The 21417-nt window shown below is 32.5% G+C and carries 22 protein-coding genes; 10 read left to right on the forward strand and 12 right to left on the reverse strand.

Annotation, left to right across the window (positions count from 1 at the left end; genetic code table 11):
• Positions 1-15: 15 nt before the first annotated feature.
• Positions 16-1173, reverse strand: a complete 1158-nt coding sequence (locus ACKTTV_RS02765; RefSeq protein ID WP_408029278.1) for a homogentisate 1,2-dioxygenase — start codon at positions 1171-1173, stop codon at positions 16-18.
• 346 nt (positions 1174-1519) lie between these two features.
• Between ACKTTV_RS02765 and ACKTTV_RS02770 the strand changes: the two genes are divergently transcribed.
• From ACKTTV_RS02770 to ACKTTV_RS02805, 8 genes are all read left to right on the forward strand, one after another.
• The gene (locus ACKTTV_RS02770) at positions 1520-3931 is read left to right on the forward strand and encodes a TonB-dependent siderophore receptor (protein ID WP_408029279.1); all 2412 of its coding nucleotides are present in this window, start codon (positions 1520-1522) and stop codon (positions 3929-3931) included.
• A 262-nt stretch (positions 3932-4193) separates the two neighbouring features.
• Positions 4194-6866: a TonB-dependent receptor domain-containing protein gene (locus ACKTTV_RS02775; protein ID WP_408029280.1), complete on the forward strand. Its 2673-nt coding sequence runs from the start codon at positions 4194-4196 to the stop codon at positions 6864-6866.
• Between the two features lie 55 nt (positions 6867-6921).
• Positions 6922-7251: a hypothetical protein gene (locus tag ACKTTV_RS02780; RefSeq protein ID WP_408029281.1), complete on the forward strand. Its 330-nt coding sequence runs from the start codon at positions 6922-6924 to the stop codon at positions 7249-7251.
• 2 nt (positions 7252-7253) lie between these two features.
• On the forward strand, positions 7254-7556 hold the full coding sequence (locus ACKTTV_RS02785; protein WP_408029282.1) for a hypothetical protein: 303 nt from the start codon (positions 7254-7256) through the stop codon (positions 7554-7556).
• Positions 7556-9610 (forward strand): PepSY-associated TM helix domain-containing protein, encoded by a 2055-nt coding sequence (locus ACKTTV_RS02790; RefSeq protein WP_408029283.1) that lies wholly within the window; start codon positions 7556-7558, stop codon positions 9608-9610. The genes ACKTTV_RS02785 and ACKTTV_RS02790 overlap by 1 nt, the downstream gene beginning before the upstream one ends.
• A 20-nt stretch (positions 9611-9630) precedes the next feature.
• The gene (locus tag ACKTTV_RS02795; protein ID WP_408029284.1) at positions 9631-10296 is read left to right on the forward strand and encodes a class I SAM-dependent methyltransferase; all 666 of its coding nucleotides are present in this window, start codon (positions 9631-9633) and stop codon (positions 10294-10296) included.
• Entirely contained in the window at positions 10293-10814 is a 522-nt protein-coding gene (locus ACKTTV_RS02800) for a flavodoxin (protein WP_408029285.1), read from the forward strand. Before ACKTTV_RS02795 ends, ACKTTV_RS02800 begins: the two co-directional genes overlap by 4 nt.
• A 101-nt stretch (positions 10815-10915) precedes the next feature.
• Positions 10916-12052: a PepSY-associated TM helix domain-containing protein gene (locus ACKTTV_RS02805; RefSeq protein WP_408029286.1), complete on the forward strand. Its 1137-nt coding sequence runs from the start codon at positions 10916-10918 to the stop codon at positions 12050-12052.
• Positions 12053-12294: 242 nt separating this feature from the next.
• Here the strand turns inward: ACKTTV_RS02805 and ACKTTV_RS02810 are convergent, their stop codons facing one another.
• The 7 genes from ACKTTV_RS02810 to ACKTTV_RS02840 form a co-directional block, all read right to left on the reverse strand.
• Positions 12295-13113 (reverse strand): formate/nitrite transporter family protein, encoded by an 819-nt coding sequence (locus tag ACKTTV_RS02810; RefSeq protein ID WP_408029287.1) that lies wholly within the window; start codon positions 13111-13113, stop codon positions 12295-12297.
• 16 nt (positions 13114-13129) lie between these two features.
• Positions 13130-13465, reverse strand: coding sequence for a 2Fe-2S iron-sulfur cluster-binding family protein (locus ACKTTV_RS02815; protein ID WP_408029288.1), 336 nt, complete (start codon positions 13463-13465; stop codon positions 13130-13132).
• 24 nt (positions 13466-13489) lie between these two features.
• The gene (locus ACKTTV_RS02820; RefSeq protein ID WP_408029289.1) at positions 13490-13762 is read right to left on the reverse strand and encodes a hypothetical protein; all 273 of its coding nucleotides are present in this window, start codon (positions 13760-13762) and stop codon (positions 13490-13492) included.
• 11 nt (positions 13763-13773) lie between these two features.
• A complete protein-coding gene (locus ACKTTV_RS02825) occupies positions 13774-14685 on the reverse strand; it encodes a sterol desaturase family protein (protein WP_408029290.1) in 912 nt (303 codons plus the stop codon).
• A 76-nt stretch (positions 14686-14761) separates the two neighbouring features.
• Complete coding sequence (locus ACKTTV_RS02830) at positions 14762-15817, reverse strand: NAD(P)/FAD-dependent oxidoreductase (protein WP_408029291.1); 1056 nt, start codon at positions 15815-15817, stop codon at positions 14762-14764.
• A gap of 217 nt (positions 15818-16034) precedes the next feature.
• A complete protein-coding gene (locus ACKTTV_RS02835) occupies positions 16035-16271 on the reverse strand; it encodes a NifU family protein (RefSeq protein WP_408029292.1) in 237 nt (78 codons plus the stop codon).
• A 104-nt stretch (positions 16272-16375) separates the two neighbouring features.
• Positions 16376-17506, reverse strand: a complete 1131-nt coding sequence (locus tag ACKTTV_RS02840; RefSeq protein WP_408029293.1) for an Mrp/NBP35 family ATP-binding protein — start codon at positions 17504-17506, stop codon at positions 16376-16378.
• Between the two features lie 204 nt (positions 17507-17710).
• Between ACKTTV_RS02840 and ACKTTV_RS02845 the strand changes: the two genes are divergently transcribed.
• Positions 17711-18607, forward strand: coding sequence for a sterol desaturase family protein (locus ACKTTV_RS02845; RefSeq protein ID WP_408029294.1), 897 nt, complete (start codon positions 17711-17713; stop codon positions 18605-18607).
• A gap of 2 nt (positions 18608-18609) precedes the next feature.
• On the opposite strand, the gene ACKTTV_RS02850 is transcribed toward ACKTTV_RS02845, so the two are convergent.
• From ACKTTV_RS02850 to ACKTTV_RS02865, 4 genes are read right to left on the reverse strand one after another with little or no spacing between them, the layout of a single operon-like run.
• Positions 18610-18942 (reverse strand): MGMT family protein, encoded by a 333-nt coding sequence (locus ACKTTV_RS02850; protein WP_408029295.1) that lies wholly within the window; start codon positions 18940-18942, stop codon positions 18610-18612.
• Positions 18943-18945: 3 nt separating this feature from the next.
• Entirely contained in the window at positions 18946-19557 is a 612-nt protein-coding gene (locus ACKTTV_RS02855) for a hypothetical protein (RefSeq protein WP_408029296.1), read from the reverse strand.
• A gap of 9 nt (positions 19558-19566) precedes the next feature.
• The gene (gene trmB, locus ACKTTV_RS02860; protein ID WP_408029297.1) at positions 19567-20238 is read right to left on the reverse strand and encodes a tRNA (guanosine(46)-N7)-methyltransferase TrmB; all 672 of its coding nucleotides are present in this window, start codon (positions 20236-20238) and stop codon (positions 19567-19569) included.
• 11 nt (positions 20239-20249) lie between these two features.
• Positions 20250-20468, reverse strand: a complete 219-nt coding sequence (locus tag ACKTTV_RS02865; RefSeq protein WP_408029298.1) for a DUF6341 family protein — start codon at positions 20466-20468, stop codon at positions 20250-20252.
• A 42-nt stretch (positions 20469-20510) separates the two neighbouring features.
• Between ACKTTV_RS02865 and ACKTTV_RS02870 the strand changes: the two genes are divergently transcribed.
• Positions 20511-21416: a DUF6427 family protein gene (locus ACKTTV_RS02870; RefSeq protein WP_408029299.1), complete on the forward strand. Its 906-nt coding sequence runs from the start codon at positions 20511-20513 to the stop codon at positions 21414-21416.
• Position 21417 lies beyond the last annotated feature (1 nt).

A 21417-nucleotide genomic window follows, 5' to 3' on the forward strand; every position in this document is an offset into this window, starting at 1 on the left:
GTACAAAGAGTAAGATTACTCTAACCAAGATTTATAATAATCTTCATCAGCTATTTTCATAGCTTCCTCTGTTACCATTAATGGCTTAAATGTATCAACCATTACTGCTAACTCCTCAGTCTCTTTTTCTCCTATACTTCTTTCAGCCGCACCAGGATGTGGTCCGTGAGGAATTCCTGCTGGGTGCAATGAAATATGCCCAGGAGCGATATCATTTCTACTCATAAAGTCTCCATCAACATAATATAGAACTTCATCAGAATCGATATTACTGTGGTTATAAGGAGCTGGAATTGAGTCAGGGTGATAATCGTATAAACGTGGTACAAAGCTACAGATTACAAATCCGGCACTTTCAAAAGTTTGGTGAATTGGAGGTGGTAAATGAATTCTACCTGTAATTGGCTCAAAATCATGAATAGAAAAAGCATAAGGATAGTTAAAACCATCGTACCCAACTACATCAAAAGGATGAGAAGCATAAACCATTTCAATAATCTCGTTCTTCTTCTTAATTTTAATTAAGAAATCTCCTTTTTCGTTATGAGTTTCCAATTCTTCAGGACGACGAATATCACGTTCACAATAAGGGGAATGTTCTAATAACTGCCCAAACCAGTTACGGTAACGCTTTGGTGTATATACTGGACTATAAGACTCTACGATAAACAAACGATTATCTTCATCGTTGAAATCTAGTTTGTAAATCATTCCTCTTGGAATTACTAAATAGTCTCCATATTTGAACTCAATGTTACCTAACATTGTACGTAACTTACCAGATCCTTTGTGTATAAAAATCACCTCATCAGCATCCGTGTTTTTGTAGAAATAATCTTCTGTAGATTTTCTAGGTGCTGATAAAATCACATTACAATCACTATTGGTAAGTACAACTTTTCTACTCTCTAAATAATCGTCAAATTGAGGTACTTGAAAACCTCTAAAACGATATGATTGAATATTGTTTTCTTTGGCAACTTTCGGCGCAACACTATATTGCTTCTTAATTTCCTTGACCATAGTAGGTCTATACTCATGATACATATTTGTAGACATACCATCAAATCCAATAGTACCAAAAAGTTGCTCGTAGTATAAATCGCCATTCTCCTTACGGAATTGTGTGTGGCGTTTTGGTGGAATTTTTCCTAATTTATGATAAAAAGGCATAATTTTTTCGATTTAAAGATTATTATTTATTGTATTTCTCTTTAAATCAATGTCACTCTGGATTTCTCTTAATGAGAAACTTCAAAAGTATTAATAAGCCCTCGTAAGCCTTACAAGCCATCATAATTTTGTATTCTTCTTACAAATATACAGATTTATTCAATGTTTTCTTAAGCAATTCAGCATCAATAGATCACAGTTTTTTATTTAAAACCACTCTAAACAACAGTGATCTAGCCAGAAACAATGATCGGTAATATTATTATTTAAATTTATTCTAAATAAATTTTGCCGTTAAAAGATATTGAAATAGTTTTGCGGTTAATTTTAAATTAATCTAAATAAAATGAAAGGAACAATTTCTGCTATTCTATTTTTTTTAGTAATAGCAAAATCCGTTGCTCAAGGGGGGCAAGTAAGTGGGGTAATTGTTGATAACAACGACCTACCTGTAGTGGGTGCCAATGTACTCGTTAAAAACACTTCCAAAGGAACTCAAACCGATATAGACGGTAATTTTGAATTAACTATTACATCTTTTGAAAATGTAGAATTAATTATTTCTTCAATAGGGTTTAAAACCAAAGTAATACCTGTTAACAAATCAGAAAACTTAAGAATTACTCTATATGAAGGAAATGAAATCTTAAATGAAGTCGTAATTGATACTGATCGAAAAAACAAATTCTCTCGTAAACAAACAGCTTATGTTGCAAAGTTACCTTTAAAAAATATTGAAAACTCTCAAGTATATAGTACCGTAACAAACCAACTTTTAATATCTCAATCAGTAGTAAGTTTTGAAGAAGCCTTAAAGAACACAACAGGTGTTGAAAAATTATGGTCTTCAACTGGTAGAGGTGGCGATGGAGCGGGTTTTTACTCAATTAGAGGGTTTTCTGTTCAACCGCAATTAGTAAACGGTGTACCAGGAATAACTAATGGATTTATTAATCCAGATAATGTTGAGCGTATCGAAGTAGTAAAAGGACCTTCTGCAACATTATTCGGAAGCACAGTTACATCATACGGTGGTTTGATTAATATAGTAACTAAAAAGCCTTATAAAGGTACTGGAGGAAATATCACTGTTGGAGCTGGTTCTTTCGGATTCAGTAAAGTTACTGTAGACTTCAATACCAACTTAGAAAGTAATGAAAACATATCATTACGTTTTAACGCTGGATACCAAACTGAAGACAGTTTTCAAGATGCTGGATTTAGAAAAGCATTGTTCTTAGCTCCAGCTTTATCATACAAGGTAAATGATAGATTAACTCTTAACTTCAACTATGAGTTATCTTCAACTGACCAAACAAACCAAACATTTTTGTTCTTTAATAGATCAGCACAATTGCCTTTTAGCAATATCGAGGAACTTAATTACGATCGAGAAAAATCATTAACTAACAATGATATTTCTATAAAAAACCCAACTCAAAACTATAGAGGTGAAATTGCTTATAAAATTTCAGACAAATGGTCTTCTCAAACGGTTGTTGCTGGAGGTAATGCAAAATCAGATGGAATTTATACATACCTATGGAATCTAGCCGATTGGTCAGTTCCAACAAATCCTAGAGTTTTACCTGCTTTTAGTTTGAATGCTCAAAGATCAGATTCTGAAACGAATACATTTAACTTACAACAAAATTTCTCTGGTGATTTCAAAATCGGAACGGTTCGTAACAGAGTTGTTATTGGATTAGATTATTTAGAATCTCAAACATTAGACAGAAGTTCAGGGTGGGCTTTAATCAATGTAAATTCTCCTCAAGGAGATTTATTAAGTGGTTTACCTGCTAGTGCCGCTAATGTTAATACACTTTTAAGCGGTGTTGCAAACATCGATACAGATATTAATCAAAATATATTAAGTGGATATATCTCTGATGTTGTAAACGTATTACCAGAGTTATCGTTCATGGCAGGAGTTCGTTTCGACAGATTTAACTATAAAGGAGACGCTAATGATCCTTCTGATGACGACAAAGAATATGTTGAATCTACCTTCTCTCCAAAATTCGGAGTTGTTTACCAACCTATCTTAAACAAATTATCTGTTTTTGCTAACTACCAAAACGGTTTTACTTATGTTAATCCAGAAATTGTTCCAATCGATATTTCAAATCCATCTGCAGGAACAAGAATTCAATCGTTCGAATTAGAACAAGCAAACCAGTTTGAGTTTGGAGTAAAAACAAACTTATTCAACAACAAATTAGAAACAAGTGTTAGTTATTACGACATTACTGTTGATAATAAGGTTATGGGTTTTGGTGCTAACAAGCAACAAGATGGAAAAATAAATAGTAAAGGTATTGAGTTAGAAGTAAGCGCAAACCCTGTTGATGGTTTAAACCTTAGAGGAGGTTTCAGTTATAACGATAACAAACTTTTAGAATCAGCATCAAGACCTGATTTGATTGGAAGAAGAATTGCAGAAGCTGGTCCAACTACATCGTATAACTTCTGGAGTGACTATAAATTTAAACATGGAATTGCAAAAAACTTTGGTTTAGGTTTCGGGTTTAATGGAGTAAGTGATTATGATACCATGATAGATTATCCTGCATCTGGTGGTTTCGATTTACCAGCCTATACAATTTTTAATGCCTCAGTTTATTATGAAGTTGAAAAAGTAAGAGTTAGTCTTAAAGCAAATAATTTAACTGATAAAGAATACTATAGAGGTTGGAGTACATTAACTCCTCAGGCACCAAGAGTTCTTCTAGGAACCTTAACCTATAAATTCTAATTAACCATTTATTGATCTAATAAAACTCGTTAAATAGCAGACCCCAGAATATTTCTTCTGGGGTTTTTCTATACTAGAAATAGAGCAAACTTTTAAAAAGCAATAATCTCTATCAAAAGTGACTTACATATTCGCACCTAAAAGTCAGGCAATCAAAACAAAACATTTTCTTTATTTAAATTTAATCTAAACAAACTTTGTTTTTACCTCGTCATAAAGTATTTTTGTAGACTTAATCATTTATTAAATCTAAATAAATAAAATGAAAGGACTTTTAAACGCCATTACTTTTTTATTAATAATGGCTAATACTGTAGCTCAGCAGGGGGAAATTGGAGGTACAGTTGTTGACAACAACAACGACCCTATACCGGGGGTTAATGTTTCAATTTTAGGAACTAAGCTTGGAACACAAACCAATATTGATGGTTATTTTGAAATTAAAAATGTGCCAAATGGATCACAAGAAATCGAAATTTCATATGTTGGTTTTAAAACTAAAACTCTTTCAGTTACAGCTCCTTCTAGTAACTTAAAAGTAGTATTATACGAAGGAAATGAAATACTGCAAGAGGTTCAAGTCGTTGGTAGAAACAATCAGTTTTCACGTAAAAAAACTGCATACGTTTCAAAATTACCTTTGAAAGACCTTGAAAACTCTCAAGTTTATACTACAGTTACTTCTGAGCTTTTAGACTCTCAAGTTGTAACTAATATTGACGATGCTTTAAATAATGCTACTGGAATTAGCAAATTATGGGAAGCTACTGGACGTGCACCTGGAGAAGGAACTGGTTATTTCGCTTCACGTGGTTTTGCTACACAGCCTCAACTTGTTGACGGTATGCCTGGTTTTACATTAAGTGCTGTTGACCCTTCTTATATCGAAAGAATTGAAGTAGTTAAAGGGCCTTCTGCAACATTATTTGGAAGTACAGCAACTTCATTAGGAGGGCTTATTAATGTAGTTACAAAGAAACCTTATGAAGGATTTGGTGGAAGTGTTTCTTACACGACTGGTTCATTTGGAACACATAGAGTTTCTGCGGATATTAATACTCCATTAGGAGGCAAAGGTGGTCCTTATTTCAGATTAAACACCTCATATTTGACCCAAGATAGTTTTCAGGATGCTGGATTTAGAAATACATTTTTCGTAGCGCCTTCGATTTCATATAGAGTAAATAATAAGTTAAATGTTTCTTTTGGTCTTGAATATGCAAGAACAAAACAAACGAATCCATCAATGTTATTCTTAAGAAGAGGAGTTCCTTTATTAGCTAAGAATACTGACGAGTTAAATATTGATCCTAAAAAATCATTTACATCAAACGATATTCATTTAACAAGTCCAACATTTAATACAAGAACTATTATTGATTATAAAATTTCAGATCAATGGACTTCTCAATCTATTTTTGCAAGTAGTTATTCTGAAGCAAAAGGATATTACCAATACCTAATTGATGGTGGTGCATTAGCTTTTCTTCGATTAAACAGTTTACTTACTGATCCAAATCTTCAAACATTATCTCCTATTTTAACACCACTTGTTCAACCAATGTTAACAGAGGCAAATGGGTTGTTACAAACTGAAGCGTTTACTCGTATTTTCGATAAACGCGATGCGAATGCTTCAAATTATAATTTCCAACAAAACTTTATTGGAGATTTTAAAGTTGGTGAGTTAAGAAATAGATTGGTTGTTGGTTTAGACTTCGTAAGCAGATCTCAGCATTCAAGAGTACAAACTGGAAATCCAGTAGTAACTACAACATCTAATTTTCCTCAATTGTTAGGGTTCTTTGCTGATCCACAATCAGTATTCCCTTTAATTCCAGATAATGCTGTTCCTACGTTAAACGCAACTGGACAACAAATCGCAGCTGGTTTTAACGCATTCCCTTATTTCGATGCTTTCATCAGCGCACAAGGAAATGTTATTCCGTCTAGCTTTACACCGGGTGCTACATATTCTCCTTCTACTGAGAATTTAGAACAAGTTTTCGGACAAATTCCAGTAAATAGTGTAAGAACAAACTCAAAAACCTACGCAGCGTATGTTTCTGATGTATTAAATGTTACAAAAGACTTAACGGTAAACTTAGGTTTACGTTTAGATCACTTTGAACAAAATGGTAACGAAGCAACGCCAGATGATGATTATTCTAAAACTACATTATCTCCACAAGTTGGATTTGTATACCAAGCGATACCAAGAAAATTATCGCTTTTCTCAAACTATCAAACAGGATTTATAAATGTTGACCCAGTTATCAATGTTGATGGAAGTACTACCAATTTCCAACCTGTTAAAGCAAACCAATTTGAAGGGGGAGTTAAAACCAACTTATTTAATGGAAAATTAAACCTTGGCGCAAGTTATTATCATATAACTGTAAATAATAGAACAACAACTGACCCACAAGCTATTCTATTAGTAAATCAGATAGATTTAAAAGAAATAGTAAGTAAAGGAGTAGAGTTTGAAGTAAACGCAAACCCTTTAAATGGTCTTAACTTAAGAGCATCTTATTCTTATAATGATAGTCAAATAACGGATCCTACTAGTGAAATTGCTGGAAGATCTGTTACTGAATTATTAAATAGAAGACCAGAAGAAGCGGGTCCTCAAACCGTATACAATTTTTGGGCTGACTATAAATTCCAAGAAGGAAGCTTCTTAGAAAATCTTGGGTTGGGTGCTGGTTTCAATGGAGCATCAGAACATCATACCATTAATAACGCTATTACTGGACAATTTACACTTCCTAGCTATACCGTTTTTAATGCTGGAGCATATTACGACGCTGAAAAATTCAGAATCGGATTAAAAGTAAACAATTTAACAGACGAAGTTTATTATAAAGGTTGGAGTACTGTAAATGCGCAAGCTTCTCGCGCCTTCTTAGGTACACTTACCTACAAGTTTTAACAAAAATCGGACTCCGAATATTCATATTCGGAGTCATTTTACTATTACTAACAAAATGATAAACCTACTTATTATAATTACTCTTATTGGATGTTATGCAATTTATAGCACTTCGCAAAAAACATTTGTGCCACAAAAAACACATGTTGAAAGTTGGATGCAAAACAATCGAAGTCTTTCAAAAATCATAGGATTAATTAATCTTATGGTTTCGTTGTTTATAGCCATTTCTCTATTTGGGCGAACTTCTGGTATTTTAATATGGATTCTTATTACTATGACATTACTCAGTTTATTAATTGTATTGGTTCCAACAAAAAAAATAACCCTTATTGACATATCCTTCATTTTCGCCATTTGTTTAATCTTAGAAAATCTACTTTAACTATGCCTGCTAATCAAAAATTCTTAACCAAATCACCATGGCAACAATTCGCTAAAATTTCCGCTGGGATATTAGGCGGTTATATTATTACAGCCATACTACATATGATACTTGCTATCTGGGTTCCTTTACATAATGAAGTTCTTATTACTTCCATTTTTACACTATTTATTGTTTGGTGCATTTTACTAATTGTACCCTATTTGTTTAAAAATGGCTGGAAAGCTTGGGGTATTTATGGAGTATCTATTATTCTACTCTATGCCTTATACTTTATTGCAAATAAAGCCAACCCGTTTATATAATGAGTGCAAGAAATTACAACGTATTTTTTAACACACATACCATTAGTGGTATTGTGATAAGCATTGCATTATATGTAATTTTTTTCGCTGGAGCTTTCTCTCTTTTTAAAGAAGAAATTCAAGTTTGGGAGGAAGGCAATCCTATTAGCTATACCAAGAGAAACGACATTAACTTTGATAAGATACTTGACAGCTTAAATAATCGATACGAGCTGCATGGAAGAGACTTAAGACTAATTCTAGGTGAAAAGTCGGATAAAATGTACTTATCTATGGGAGCGAGTAAAGATTCACTAGCTTCCGAAAAAGGTAAACAGCCAAATTATTTTTATGTAAATATAAATACTGTTGAAACTGAATCTTATCTTGAGCAATATAGTTTGGGAGAGTTTCTTTTTCGCCTTCATTTTTTCCAGCAATTACCAACCATAGGTATTTACCTAGCTGGCCTTGTTTCTTTTTTCTTTTTATTTGCTATTGTAACTGGTATTATTGTTCATTGGAAGAAAATAATTCCAAATTTTTTCACCTTTAATCCAAAAGCAATCTTAAAGAAAGTTTGGACAGATGCTCACACTGCTTTAGGTGTTATTGGATTACCCTTTCAATTTATTTTCGCAGTTACAGGAGCTTATTTCGGTATTGGAATTCTTGTGTTATTGCCCGCCAATTTCTTATACAATGGTGACCAAGTCAAATTAATGGACCACTTACGCCCAGAACGAAAAAGCTATGAATGGATTGCTCCATCAGACCAAGAAGTTCCTAGTTTTAACAGTTTCGCTAAGAAAACAATTGACGAATGGGGCAACTTTCACTTAACAAATGCCTACATTAAAAACTATGGTGGCGTTAATATGAAATATATAATGATTGGTGAGTTAGAAAGTCACGATCGTTTTATTGGAACAGGAAGGGTTACTTATGATGTAAACTCAGGTAAAATAGATGCTATTAAAAACCCAAATCGTTTAAATTATGCGGAAGACATTCAACGTGTTGTAAGCAGGTTACACTTTGCAGATTTTGGTGGTACTTCATTGAGAATAATCTACTTTATTCTTGCCTTTATAACCTGTTTCGTCATTATTACTGGAGTACTTATTTGGATAGAAGCTCGTAATAAAAAAAGTATGAGCTTAGCACAACGTTTGTATACCGCTAAAGTCGGTCATATTTATCTTGCCATATGCCTATCTCTACTTCCCGTTACGGCATTAGCTTTTTTATTTGTGAAACTCTCTAATGGATATTTTGCAGATAAACAAAATGCTATTTACTATTTCTATTTTATTACTTGGTTATTATTTACCCTGTTTTACAGGTTTAAAAGAGACAATTACTTTACAAACAAATCAACATTATTATTAGGCGGTATTTTTGGTTTATTAGTCCCTATAAGTAATGGTATCATTTCTGGTAATTGGATTTGGAATACCTATATGAACAACCAGTTCGATATTTTGTTTATCGACTTGATTTGGATTGTTATTTCTTCACTTGCTCTTATTATTTACTTTAAAATAAAACCAAGTATCAAGGAGAAAAGTGCCTTTACTTTTGCTCCAATTGATTATAAAAACCTAAAGGCTTTAAAAGAGGAAGAGGCCCTAAAAAAGCAAATCCCTCAAGATGAAACTTTAATTAACGATAAAAACTACATACCTATGAGAACTAAAATTTCTCTTTTATGGATATTTATTGCCATTGGATTTATTCTACATCATGTTTACGGACTCGCTCTGATATATTTCAAAGAATCCGTTTTAATTGAAGGTAGCACTGGAGAAACACCTTTTTGGGCGCATCAGTGGAGAATTTTAATGGAAGGACTAGCATTAACTTTTGGATTATTAAGTTTAGAAATTTCTAAGAAGTGGTTTATACAAATCTCTTATGTATGGGCAATAATCGTTGGATTATTTAACGTTTACCATGTTATTACCGCGATTATTTATGAGGCTTCTAACATATCTGAAATTTTGATTTTACTGTTATTGGTTATTGCGAGTATATTCTTAATTAAGAATATTAATCAATGGCGTAAGAATTAATTTAATACCATAAGTGAACTATGGAACTTACAAAGGAAGAACTTCAAGAATTGGAAAATCAATTAAGTTGCCCAACCGGAAATAAAGGAATAGAAACGGCAACTTTAATGAATGACACAAACATTGGTATGACAAAATCGTCAATCGATGCGCTCCAACTCGTTAATAACGATGTGGTTCTGGAGCTTGGACATGGTAATTGTGGTCATCTCAATTATTTACTAGAAAAAGCTGAGAAGCTGAGCTACACAGGTTTAGAAATTTCTGAAACCATGAAACTTGAAGCTGAAAAACAAATTCGTGGTAAAGAATTATCTTCTGAGGTTTCCTTCAAATTATATGATGGAAAAAAGATTCCTATTGAAGATAAATCCATTCATAAAATATTTACGGTAAACACTTTGTATTTCTGGAAAAACCCTATTGAGTTTTTAAAAGAAATTTCAAGGGTGCTTTCTGAAAATGGTATTTGCATCGTAACCTTTGCTCAAAAAGGTTTCATGCAAAAACTTCCTTTCGTAGGAGATAAATTTAGATTATACAATACAACAGATTTGGAGCTATTGCTAAAAAACTCACCTTTAACAATTAGTGAATTAATTCACCAAACAGAAAAAGTTAAAACTAAAACAAACACACTAGTTGACAGAGATTTTACAATAGCTATTTTAAAACATAGATTATGAGCAAAACAATAGGATTAATTTACGGATCAGATACAGGAATGACCGAAGAAATCACTCACAATATTGTCGATGAGTGGAGCAATACTGAAATAAAGGTTATCGAGGTAAGCAATGCCTCAGTGACTGACTTTGAGGAGTTCGATTTTTTAATACTTGGTTTATCTACTTGGTATGACGGAGATCTTCAAAGTGACTGGGAAAGTTATTTCGATGAATTTAAAACTATTGATTTCACCGGTAAAACTGTTGCTCTTTTTGGTTTAGGAGATCAATATGGCTATGGTGAGTTTTTTATCGATGGTGTAGGCATGCTCGCGGAGGTAGTACTTGAAAATGGAGGAAAAATCATTGGGCACTGGCCTATTGAAGGTTACGATTTCACCGAATCAAAAGCTGAAATAGAAGGTAAAGATTTATTTTACGGACTCGCTATTGACGAAGATAACCAGCCAGAATTAACGCAAGACCGTGTAAAAGAGTGGTTAAATCAATTGCAAGAAGAAGGCTCTTTTAATTAAAAAATTATATCATTAACCCCAACCATTTACGTTGTTAATAATTCCTTTTACGTTATGATTTGATTGAGCAACTGAAATAATTTTGCGGCAATAGTCTGCATATGAAAAATTTCAAAAAAATTTCTCGTTCAATACATGAATGGTTGGGGATAACTTCAGGTTTAATTGTTTTTATTGTTTCTTTATCAGGAACACTATTTGTGTTTTGTGATGAAGTTATAAGTATCAGTGCTGGGGAAGCAAAATATGTCCAGTATGATGGTACTACAAACAAGAAGTCGTTTGAGGAGTTACTAAATAATTTCAATGAAAAATACCCCGAAAGGGAACTCTTTTATTTTGACGATTATAAAGACTCTAACAGAAGTTTTAGAATTGCTTCTCATAAAAAACTAAAGGACTTTACCTTCACTTATGCAAACCCGTATACAGGTGAGTTTATAAAGGATTCTAGGTCTTATTGGGTGTTCTTCTATATTGCTGCAAAGATTCATTCTCAAATTTTATTAAACAAAACAGGACAAACAATTGTAGGAATATCCACAATTATTTTCTTTTTTGAGCTAATAACTGGTTTGATTTTATGGTTTCCGAAAAGGTGGAATAAAAAATCAAAACAAGCCTCTTTTACCATAAAAAAAGGAACTAAATGGAAACGTAAAGTATACGATTTACACAAAGTACTTGGCTTTTATGTGTTAATACCCGCGCTATTAATAACAGTTACAGGCTTAATTATGTCTTTTAAAATATTAAATGATGTAACTCAAGAAGTTTTTGGTGGCACTCCTAATGGACATGAATTGGCTGAGAAATACTATCCAAAATTTGAAGAAGGAAAGCAATTAGTTTCACTAAATACCATTGTTAATAATTTATACCTATTAAACCCAACTTCCAATCAAGTTAGAATAGGATTTCCTTTTTCAAAAGAGACAAAACCCTATTATTTTGGTGTAGCAGCCGAGGAGATAGGTTTAAAAACATGGAAAAATGGTCATGCCATTTTAATAAACGGCTATACTGGATATCCCTTAGAAATGCCAGAGAAAATAGCTAAACACGAAGTCATTGAACAAACAATTTTTGATCTTCATTGCGGTTTCTGGATGGGAATGACTGGTAAAATTATTACGTTTTTATCTGGGTTAATCTGTACCAGTTTACCTGTTACTGGATTTATCTTTTGGTTCAGCAGAAAAAGAAAAAGAAAAACTTCTAAAAAACATCAAAATTAAATAGATATGAAGTAGTACAAATCCATTTTAGGTAACAGCTTTTATAATTCCTAATGAAAAAGCTCTATCAACATAAACAACATAGAATTGGTGTAAAATAAATGCCGTACCCGTAACAATACCACTATGAATATTATAGTAGCGTGAAGACCATTAAAAAACCCTTATTGCTTTAACCAATAGTATTGAGTAGGGTCTACTCAAATAAGTTTTTTCATTGTTTAGTATATTGATTCCTTATATTAGGAATCAGTATGCTTTTTTGTTTTTAAAAAAATGAAATGATACATTAATCCTACCAAAATACTTCCCCCTACAACATTTCCTAATAAAACAGGAATTAAGTTATTCAACATCCCTGAAATGCTTAATTCTTTTGTTAGTATATCTATTTCATAAGAGTTTTGAAGTAATAATCCCATTGGAATTATAAACAAGTTGGCAATACTATGTTCAAATCCTGCTGCGACAAATAAAGTTATTGGAAAAACAATTGCTAAAATTTTATCTGTAACAGTTTTTCCTCCCATAGCCATCCAAACCCCTAGACAAACTAAAATATTGCATAACAAACCTCTAAAAAAAGCGGTAGTAAAAGGCAATGAACATTTTGCTTCAGCCATTTTCACATAAGCTTTTGCTATAGTCCCGTTATTCATTTCAAAATGCCCTGAGAGGTAAATCATGAATACCAAACTTAATGCTCCGATCATATTACTAAAAAAAATGATCACCCAATTTCGAATCATTTGCTTTGTGGTAACCCTTTTCTCTGCCCAAGCAATTGCAATTAAATTATTACCCGTAAAAAGCTCGGCACCAGCTACAACTACTAAAATCAGTCCCAATGAAAAAACGAACCCTCCAAAGATTTGTTTCGTTGCGAAACTGAAGGTTTCATCTGATTTAACAATAGTATAAAACAAAGCCCCTAGTCCAATAAAGGCACCAGCTAATATTCCTAATAAAAAACTAATGATAAAAGGCTTTTTAACCTTCTTTACGCTAGAATTTAAAGTTTGTTGTACAATTTCTTCTGGAGTATATGCACGTGTAGACATTCGTCTTCAATTTTGCTTAGCTCTCTGGAGCCAGTTCAACTTCTAATCCATCCAATTCTGGAGTCATTTGAATTTGACATCCTAAACGACTATTATCTTGAACATCAAAAGCTTCAGCAAGCATTGCATCTTCATCATCAGTCATTTCAGGCAGTTCATGGTCAGAGTTCACATAACATTGACAAGAGGCACACATTGCCATTCCACCGCAAATTCCGATGGTTCCTTCAGGTGCTAGTTCGTATGAACGAACCACTTCCATTAAATTCATTGCCATGTCGGTAGGTGCTATTACCTCGTGAGTAACACCATCTCTATCTGTTATTTTAATTGTGATATCTTGATTATCCATGATATATTGCTAATATATGCTGTTTTAAAAAAGTTGCTCTAAAGGAATTATGGCGACAAAAATAATCAAAATAATGGCTAAAACTCTTAACCAAGTAGCAGGAGTTTTATCCTTAAACTGCAATTTTATGATTTCGAACCTCAAAAAGTCACTTGAACTTGTAAAAACAGGTTGTTTTAATGCGTGTTTATAGAGCTCTTTTCTTTTTTGTGGATATTCAAGATACTTCAAATAATAAGTTAACAGTACCAAAACGGCTAAGATTAATACATCCATGTTTCTAGCAAAATATTCCATAGTAATTACGTTTATATAGTATTTTCTTGTTCTTTTAATTTTTTTCTTAAAACCTTTGCTCTTTTATCTTCTCCATCATGACTCCACCCTGGTGAATTAAAAATGTAGTTAAGTTTATCACTCCACTTATCCGCTCGCTGAACATCTTTCCAAATAGCAGTATATTCATGAGTAGCCACCTTCATTGGATTGAAAGTTTCAATATTAACAGTAAGTCCATAAACAGGCTTATCCAGTTCCTTTATTTCTTCAGAGAAAGTACCAAATAACCGATCCCAAATAATCAATACTCCTGCATGATTGCAATCTAAATATCTAATATTTGAAGCGTGATGAACACGGTGATGAGAAGGTGTATTAAATATAAACTCAATTATTTTCGGAAGCTTGTCAATTAACTCCGTATGAACAAAAAATTGATAAATTAAACTAACTCCCATCATGGTAAAAATCATTAATGGGTCAATTCCTAATAATGGAATCCAAATCCAAAAAAAGAACTTATGAATTCGCTCTCCTACTCCTTGTCGCAGTGCAGTTCCAAGATTCATATATATAGAAGAATGATGTGAAACATGACCTGCCCATAGTAGTCGTACTTCATGGTTCAATCGATGAAACCAATAATACGAAATATCATCAGCAAAAAATAATAATAACCAAGCCCACCATTGACGTTGAACAACATCTTTGAGTGGGCTTATTTCATGTAAATAGAAAAATGCGACAAATGCCAAAACTTTCGGAATAAACTCTACAATTCCAGAAAAAAGCATCATTAAAAGCGATACTCCAGTATCTTTGCCATAGTACTTTTCTTTTGCAAATTGATACTCTACCAGTATACAAATAAAAAAAAGAGGTAAAGCAAAGTACAATAATTTGTCTTGCGACAATTGTGCTACATAATCTAAGATATTCACGGGTTTAAATTTTATTAATTAGCTGGTCTTAATATAATTATTAAAATTAAAACCTTGAATACCTGTTCAATTTTTTTTAGTTGATTGCTTTAACAACAGCCTTTGGAGCCTCTTTTTTAGTTCCATCAAAACCTTCAACTCCACCTACAGTAGTATACTTCATTACATATTTTTTGTCTGGGTGTATACGTTGATAAGCACTCTGACACATTAATGTTGCTTCATGGAATCCACATAAAATCAACTTTAATTTACCAGGGTATGTGTTTACATCACCAATAGCATAAATACCAGGAACATTAGTCTGGTAATCTAAAGCGTTATTCACCTTTATTGCATTCTTTTCAATTTCTAATCCCCAATTTGCAATAGGTCCTAACTTAGGAGCCAAACCAAATAAAGGAATAAAGTGATCAGTTTTTATTGTAAAAGGCTCTTTATCTTTTTGTTCTACCAACGCTCCTTCAACTTTACCATCTCCGACAATTCCTTTAACTTCAGCTGGAGTTATTAAGTTTATTTTTCCTTCGTTCTTCAACTCTTGAACTTTATCAACAGAATCTAAAGCACCTCTGAACTCATTTCTACGGTGAATTAAGGTTACTGATTTTGCCACATCTGTTAAAAAGATTGACCAGTCTAATGCGGAATCTCCTCCTCCGGCAATTACTACATCTTTATCTCGATATAATTCTGGTTCTTTAATCATGTATTCAACTCCTTTGTCTTCGAAATCTGCAATATTTGGAATTGGAGGTTTTCTTGGCTCAAAACTACCCAAACCACCTGCTATGGCTACAACAGGAGCTTGATGTTTTGTACCTTTATTAGTTGTTACGATAAACGTTCCATCTTCCTGCTTTTCAACAGTATCAGCTCTTTCACCAAGAGTAAAACCAGGTTCAAATTGCTTAATTTGTTCCATTAATTTATCCGTTAAATCTCCGGCTAAAATTTCTGGATAAGCTGGTATATCGTAAATAGGTTTTTTAGGATAAATCTCGGAACATTGCCCTCCTGGTTGTGGTAAAGCATCAATAAGATGGCAACGTAATTTAAGTAATCCTGCTTCAAAAACGGTGAATAATCCAGTAGGACCGGCACCGATAATTAATATATCTGTTTTAATCATTTGTTGTACTAAAATATTCTTTTTTATACTGAGATTCCTGTCTTAAAAAATTAAGACAGGAATATTTTTTATTAGCAATAGCCCATGCAACTGCCAGTTCAATACAGCAAAAACAAATACTTATATTACAACCTGTATTGACTAATCTATTCTTTTCAAACGATATTTTTCTAATTTTAGAATAGAAGAATATCTTTTCAGAAAGCAAAGAAAGCAGTTAAGCTACGTTTATTACTTCTTTTATTTCTGGAGCATATTTTTTAATGGTTGCCTCCACCCCATTTTTCAATGTCATTTGGTTTACTGAACAACCACTGCATGCTCCTTCTAACTGTACTTTCACTGTGTCTTCCTCAATAGATAGAAGTTTGATGTTTCCACCGTCACTTACTAAAAAAGGACGAATTTCTTCTAAAGCTTTCTCTACGTTGTTTTTCGTTTCCGCTGATGCCATAACACCCCCACTTAACCTTCTCCTTAGAGAAGCAACTCAAACCGGGTATTTGAGTTTTTAGTTAAACAAATTTTCTACTAATATTTTCTCTATAAAAATACACTTTATTTCGTACTACAACCACTCATTGTTGTAATTCTTACAACTTCCGTTGGTGGAAGGTTTGCATTTCTTTTTAATAATTGAGAAACCATTTCCTTAGTAACACTTTCAAAAGCATTTGATAAAGGAGTATTTTCCTGTAATGCTACAGGGTGTCCAACATCACCTGCTTCTCTAATACTTTGAACTAATGGAATTTCTCCTAAAAAGCTAGTTTCAATATCTTCTGCCAAATCTTTCGCTCCACCTTGTCCAAAAATGTAATATTTGTTATTTGGTAGTTCTTCAGGTGTAAAATACGCCATGTTTTCAACAATTCCTAATACAGGAACGTTAATACTTTCTTGTTGGAACATTGCTACTCCTTTTTTAGCATCTGCTAAAGCTATATTTTGAGGTGTACTTACAACAACAGCTCCGTTAATTGGCACTGCTTGAACAATTGATAAGTGAACATCTCCCGTTCCTGGAGGTAAATCGATTAACAAGAAATCCAACTCTCCCCAATCTGCATCAAATATTAATTGTTTTAATGCTTTTGAGGCCATTGGTCCTCTCCATATAACCGCCTGATTTGGGCTAGTAAAGAAACCTAATGATAATAGTTTTACACCATAGTTCTCTACAGGTTTCATTTTTGAGCGTCCATTAACGTTTGTAGCCAAAGGCTTCTCTTGTTCTACATCAAACATTAAATGTTGCGACGGTCCATAAACATCGGCATCTAAAACTCCAACCTTAAAGCCCATTTTTGCTAAAGAAACAGCTACATTAGAGGTAATTGTAGATTTTCCTACACCTCCTTTTCCAGAAGCTATTGCAATTATATTTTTAATATTTGGAATTTCTTTTCCTCTAATTTGAGTTGGGTCTTCTTTTGTTTCAACCTCAACTTTTACGTTAACTTTTACCTCAAGCTTTTGATTAACATGCTCATGAATAGCTTTTATAATTTCAACCTCTACCTTTTTCTTTGCTTGTAGAGTAGGGTTGCTAATGGTTACATCAACCACAACCTCTTCACCAAACACAACGACATTCTTTATGTTTTCGTTTTCAACTAAACTTTTTCCCTCACCTGGAGCTGTTATTGTTTCTAACGCTTTGTATATATCTTGTTTCTTAAAACTCATTTCTGCTATTCGCTTTATATAACTAGTCCTACACTAATTTTTAATACATTCTTATAGTTTACAAAGATACGCTATAACACTTAGACTTTAAAGTCTTTACATTGGTAATATTTATTGGTTAATTACTCTTATTTATAACGCTTATTTTGGCTTTAAGTTTTGGCCGAAAACAAGTTGCATATTTTTTTTATATCTTAACTAGCGATGGAACTTATAAATCAAATAAACACTTTTGCTTATCCTTTTGCTATTCCCTTTTTTATTTTACTACTTTTTATTGAAATTTACTTAGGATATAAAGACAAAAAACAAACGCATAAAAAACAAGATTCATTAACTAGTATAAGTACCGGAATTATATTTTTCGGAATAAGCTTATTAACAAAATCAATAAAACTTATTATCTTTTTCTGGATATACGATAGCTTCAGCTTTTTTAAGATTGACTACACCCATTGGCTAAGTTGGACTATTCTTTTCTTTTTAGATGATTTTACCTTTTATTGGGGACACAGAATAGCGCATACTGTTTCTTTTTACTGGGCAAGTCATGTAGTACATCATTCTTCTGAAAAATTTAATCTTTCAACTGCCGTAAGAAAAACTTGGACTTATGATGTTACTGGACATTTCTTATTTTGGTTTTGGCTACCTTTATTAGGTTTTCATCCGTTACAAGTATTTGCGGTTAAAACATTGAATTTTATTTATCAATATTGGATTCACACCGAAAAAATTAACAAGCTTCCTGCGTGGTTTGAGTTTGTTTTCAATACCCCCTCCCACCACAGAGTTCATCATGGTTCCGATTTAAAGTATTTGGATAAAAATCATGCTGGAGTATTAATTATTTGGGATAGAATATTTGGAACCTTCCAAGCTGAAGAAGAACGACCTACTTACGGATTGTCTTCTAATATTAAAACATATAATTTAATCGATGTCGAATTTCATGAATGGAAAAACATGCTGAAACGTGTTCGAAAAAGTAATAGCTTTAAAACCGCTTTACAATATTTAACTAAGCCTCCAGGTTGGAGCCATGACAAAAGCACCTTAACTACTAAAGAGTTAAGAGAAAAAACCTCAAATAAAAAATAAGTTTATAATTCTGTATTCGGATCCCAAAAAACTTCGTTAAAGTTTTGTATTTGATTATCGACAACCTCAATTCCTTCACTTTCCAGTAATTGCTGCATTAAATTTGTTCCTTGAAAATGATGTTTGCCAGTTAATATTCCTTTTCTATTTACCACTCTATGAGCCGGAACTTCTTCCTCTAAAGACCCAGAATTATTCATTGCCCATCCTACCATTCTAGCAGAGCGTGCTGCACCTAAATACTTTGCAATAGCACCATAACTAGTTACTCTTCCATAGGGAATTAACCTGGCTACTTTATATACTTTTTCAAAAAAATTATCTGAATCTCCCATAGGCTAAAAATACAACATTATGGCAGAATAGCATGCAACCGCTCCAGTGGTTCCTCCTATAAATAAGTTAAAGTATTTTACCTTTTCCAACAATTTATATTGGTATTTATTTGCTAAGATAACATATGCTATTAATGCCATATATACTCCCAAAACGGTTCCTGCAGTATAAATAATCAATGAAACAATATCGTTCATAATATATCCTTGAGAATTATAATAACTATACCCAACAATAAAAAAAGGAATAGCAAACATGTTAATTAAAGAGAGAGTAAGCCCGAGAAAGAAACTATTCTTTTTGATTTCTTTGTGATTTGAGCCCTTTTTGCTTAGTCCTTTATAAATAAAAACCAACGAGATTAAAACGAAAACGACAATAGCAACTTTCTTTAATATTACCAGTAAACTGGGCACTTGCTTTAAATAAGAAACAATTAACAATGCTATAAACAATTGAATAGCCACTACCAATGCCACTCCTAAAACAAACTGTTTTGCAGCAGCTTTACTTCTTTGCAATCTAATTTTGCTAGCGGTAATATTGAGCATACTTGGAGGAAGGTATCCTAAAAAAGCCGTTACAAATCCAAGTAACAAATACAATAAAATCATTATAGAGTGTTAATACTTCACTCTAAATTTGACGTATGTAATTGGCTTTCCTTGCTCTAAATATTGTTTTTCGTAAAAAGTTTGAGTACTAATAACCTCTTCAGGAGAGTAATGGTTCTTATAAACATCGTGATTTGCATGCAGTACTTCATGCCTTTCTCCATGTAACAATCCTAGTGTATACCCATGCATAAATTCACTATCTGTTTTTAAATTGATAGTACCTTCAGCCGTTAAAATATGATGGTATTTTTTAAGAAATTCTGAATTGGTAAGACGATGTTTTGTCCTTTTATATTTTATTTGAGGATCTGGGAAGGTGATCCATATTTCAGAAACTTCATTTTCAGCAAAAATAAAATCTATTAATTCTATTTGAGTTCTAATGAAAGCAACGTTATTCATGTCGTTTTCAATAGCGGTTTTTGCTCCTCTCCAAAAACGAGCCCCTTTTATATCAATTCCGATAAAGTTTTTATCAGGATTTTTTTCTGCTAAGGCAATTGTGTATTCTCCTTTACCACAACCCAATTCCAATACAATCGGATTATCATTTTTGAAAAAAGTACTCCACTTTCCTTTGTACTGAAAATCAGAAACAACTTCTTCTCTAGTAGGCTGAATTACATTATCAAACGTTTCATTTTCCTTGAAACGTTTTAATTTATTTTTACTTCCCAAATGTAAGTGAATTAAGCTCTGTCTTCTGTTCCTTCACGCTTAAATTTTAGCGCTTGACTCATCCAGTATCCTAATAATAAGATAAGTATTAATAAAAACACCCAGTTGATAGCGTTAGAAGTCCACCATCCAGCATCTCCTTTTGCTAAAGTAAGACGAATCCATTCAAATGGCTTGAATAACATTCCAAATAAATCTCCAATTAATCTAAAAATATTTAATCCTAACATAACTTGATTATCTTTACGACTGCAAAAATAATAAAACAATCGATGTTAGCCAATTTTTTCAGCAAATCTAAACCTGTTAATTTTGTAGTACTCTTCTTACTATTTTTAGTCTACTTTGGTATCACCTTATTTTTGAAGAATATTTCATTTTTTTCTGCTGGAAAAGAAGTATTTCTGTTTGTTGTTGTATTTTCTATTTACAACTTTATTATTTTAAAAAACGAGGTCACTTTTGACAACAGTTTTGCCTTTCTCTTTTATGTCATACTCATAGGCTTCTTTATAAAGTATATTGAGATAAACTCTATTTTTTACGCCAACTTAATCTGCTTATTACTTTTCAGAAAAGCATATAGTATACAAACTTCTAAAAAGGTGTATCAAAAGCTTTTTGATGCTGGATTATGGTTAGGTATTTCATTTATTCTTGAGCCATATACTTTTATATTCATTTTCTTACTTTATATAGCGATATATCTGCACAATCAAATTAATTATAGAACCTTAATTATCCCTGTTTTAGGTTATTTGGTTCCTGTTTTTTTATATTATGCTTATTGTTTTTGGTATGATCGTACCGAACAATTTTCAAGTCTTTTTTCTTGGAAAATTGTATTTGACTACAACTTATACTCCTCAAGAAACTTTCTATTTTCCATCTTTTTTATTGGAATATTTACATTTTTGTCCATCATACTTAAATCACCAAGAACCCTATCCATACTTAATAAATTCAGGAAAAATTGGATACTTATTTTAGTACATCTTATTCTTTCTGGAGTTGTGTTTTTGCAGGTTCCTGAACGAACTGGTGTAGAGTTTATGTACCTTTTGTTTCCAACTTCAGTTGTTCTTGCAAATGGTATTGAGCTAATAAAAAAAAGGTGGTTAGCCGATATTTTTATTCTGCTTTTCTTGATTTCTTCGTTTGTATTGGTGTTTGCTTAAA

Source organism: Tenacibaculum xiamenense, assembly GCF_964513065.1.
Classification (GTDB): domain Bacteria; phylum Bacteroidota; class Bacteroidia; order Flavobacteriales; family Flavobacteriaceae; genus Polaribacter; species Polaribacter xiamenense.

Excerpts from the sequence above, each read along its gene's own strand:
- ACKTTV_RS02765 (WP_408029278.1), bottom strand. The coding sequence starts at position 1,173 with ATGCCTTTTTATCATAAATTAGGAAAAATTCCACCAAAACGCCACACA.
- ACKTTV_RS02770 (WP_408029279.1), top strand. The coding sequence starts at position 1,520 with ATGAAAGGAACAATTTCTGCTATTCTATTTTTTTTAGTAATAGCAAAA.
- ACKTTV_RS02775 (WP_408029280.1), top strand. The coding sequence starts at position 4,194 with ATGAAAGGACTTTTAAACGCCATTACTTTTTTATTAATAATGGCTAAT.
- ACKTTV_RS02780 (WP_408029281.1), top strand. The coding sequence starts at position 6,922 with ATGATAAACCTACTTATTATAATTACTCTTATTGGATGTTATGCAATT.
- ACKTTV_RS02785 (WP_408029282.1), top strand. The coding sequence starts at position 7,254 with ATGCCTGCTAATCAAAAATTCTTAACCAAATCACCATGGCAACAATTC.
- ACKTTV_RS02790 (WP_408029283.1), top strand. The coding sequence starts at position 7,556 with ATGAGTGCAAGAAATTACAACGTATTTTTTAACACACATACCATTAGT.
- ACKTTV_RS02795 (WP_408029284.1), top strand. The coding sequence starts at position 9,631 with ATGGAACTTACAAAGGAAGAACTTCAAGAATTGGAAAATCAATTAAGT.
- ACKTTV_RS02800 (WP_408029285.1), top strand. The coding sequence starts at position 10,293 with ATGAGCAAAACAATAGGATTAATTTACGGATCAGATACAGGAATGACC.
- ACKTTV_RS02805 (WP_408029286.1), top strand. The coding sequence starts at position 10,916 with ATGAAAAATTTCAAAAAAATTTCTCGTTCAATACATGAATGGTTGGGG.
- ACKTTV_RS02810 (WP_408029287.1), bottom strand. The coding sequence starts at position 13,113 with ATGTCTACACGTGCATATACTCCAGAAGAAATTGTACAACAAACTTTA.
- ACKTTV_RS02815 (WP_408029288.1), bottom strand. The coding sequence starts at position 13,465 with ATGGATAATCAAGATATCACAATTAAAATAACAGATAGAGATGGTGTT.
- ACKTTV_RS02820 (WP_408029289.1), bottom strand. The coding sequence starts at position 13,762 with ATGGAATATTTTGCTAGAAACATGGATGTATTAATCTTAGCCGTTTTG.
- ACKTTV_RS02830 (WP_408029291.1), bottom strand. The coding sequence starts at position 15,817 with ATGATTAAAACAGATATATTAATTATCGGTGCCGGTCCTACTGGATTA.
- ACKTTV_RS02835 (WP_408029292.1), bottom strand. The coding sequence starts at position 16,271 with ATGGCATCAGCGGAAACGAAAAACAACGTAGAGAAAGCTTTAGAAGAA.
- ACKTTV_RS02840 (WP_408029293.1), bottom strand. The coding sequence starts at position 17,506 with ATGAGTTTTAAGAAACAAGATATATACAAAGCGTTAGAAACAATAACA.
- ACKTTV_RS02845 (WP_408029294.1), top strand. The coding sequence starts at position 17,711 with ATGGAACTTATAAATCAAATAAACACTTTTGCTTATCCTTTTGCTATT.
- ACKTTV_RS02850 (WP_408029295.1), bottom strand. The coding sequence starts at position 18,942 with ATGGGAGATTCAGATAATTTTTTTGAAAAAGTATATAAAGTAGCCAGG.
- ACKTTV_RS02855 (WP_408029296.1), bottom strand. The coding sequence starts at position 19,557 with ATGATTTTATTGTATTTGTTACTTGGATTTGTAACGGCTTTTTTAGGA.
- ACKTTV_RS02865 (WP_408029298.1), bottom strand. The coding sequence starts at position 20,468 with ATGTTAGGATTAAATATTTTTAGATTAATTGGAGATTTATTTGGAATG.
- ACKTTV_RS02870 (WP_408029299.1), top strand. The coding sequence starts at position 20,511 with ATGTTAGCCAATTTTTTCAGCAAATCTAAACCTGTTAATTTTGTAGTA.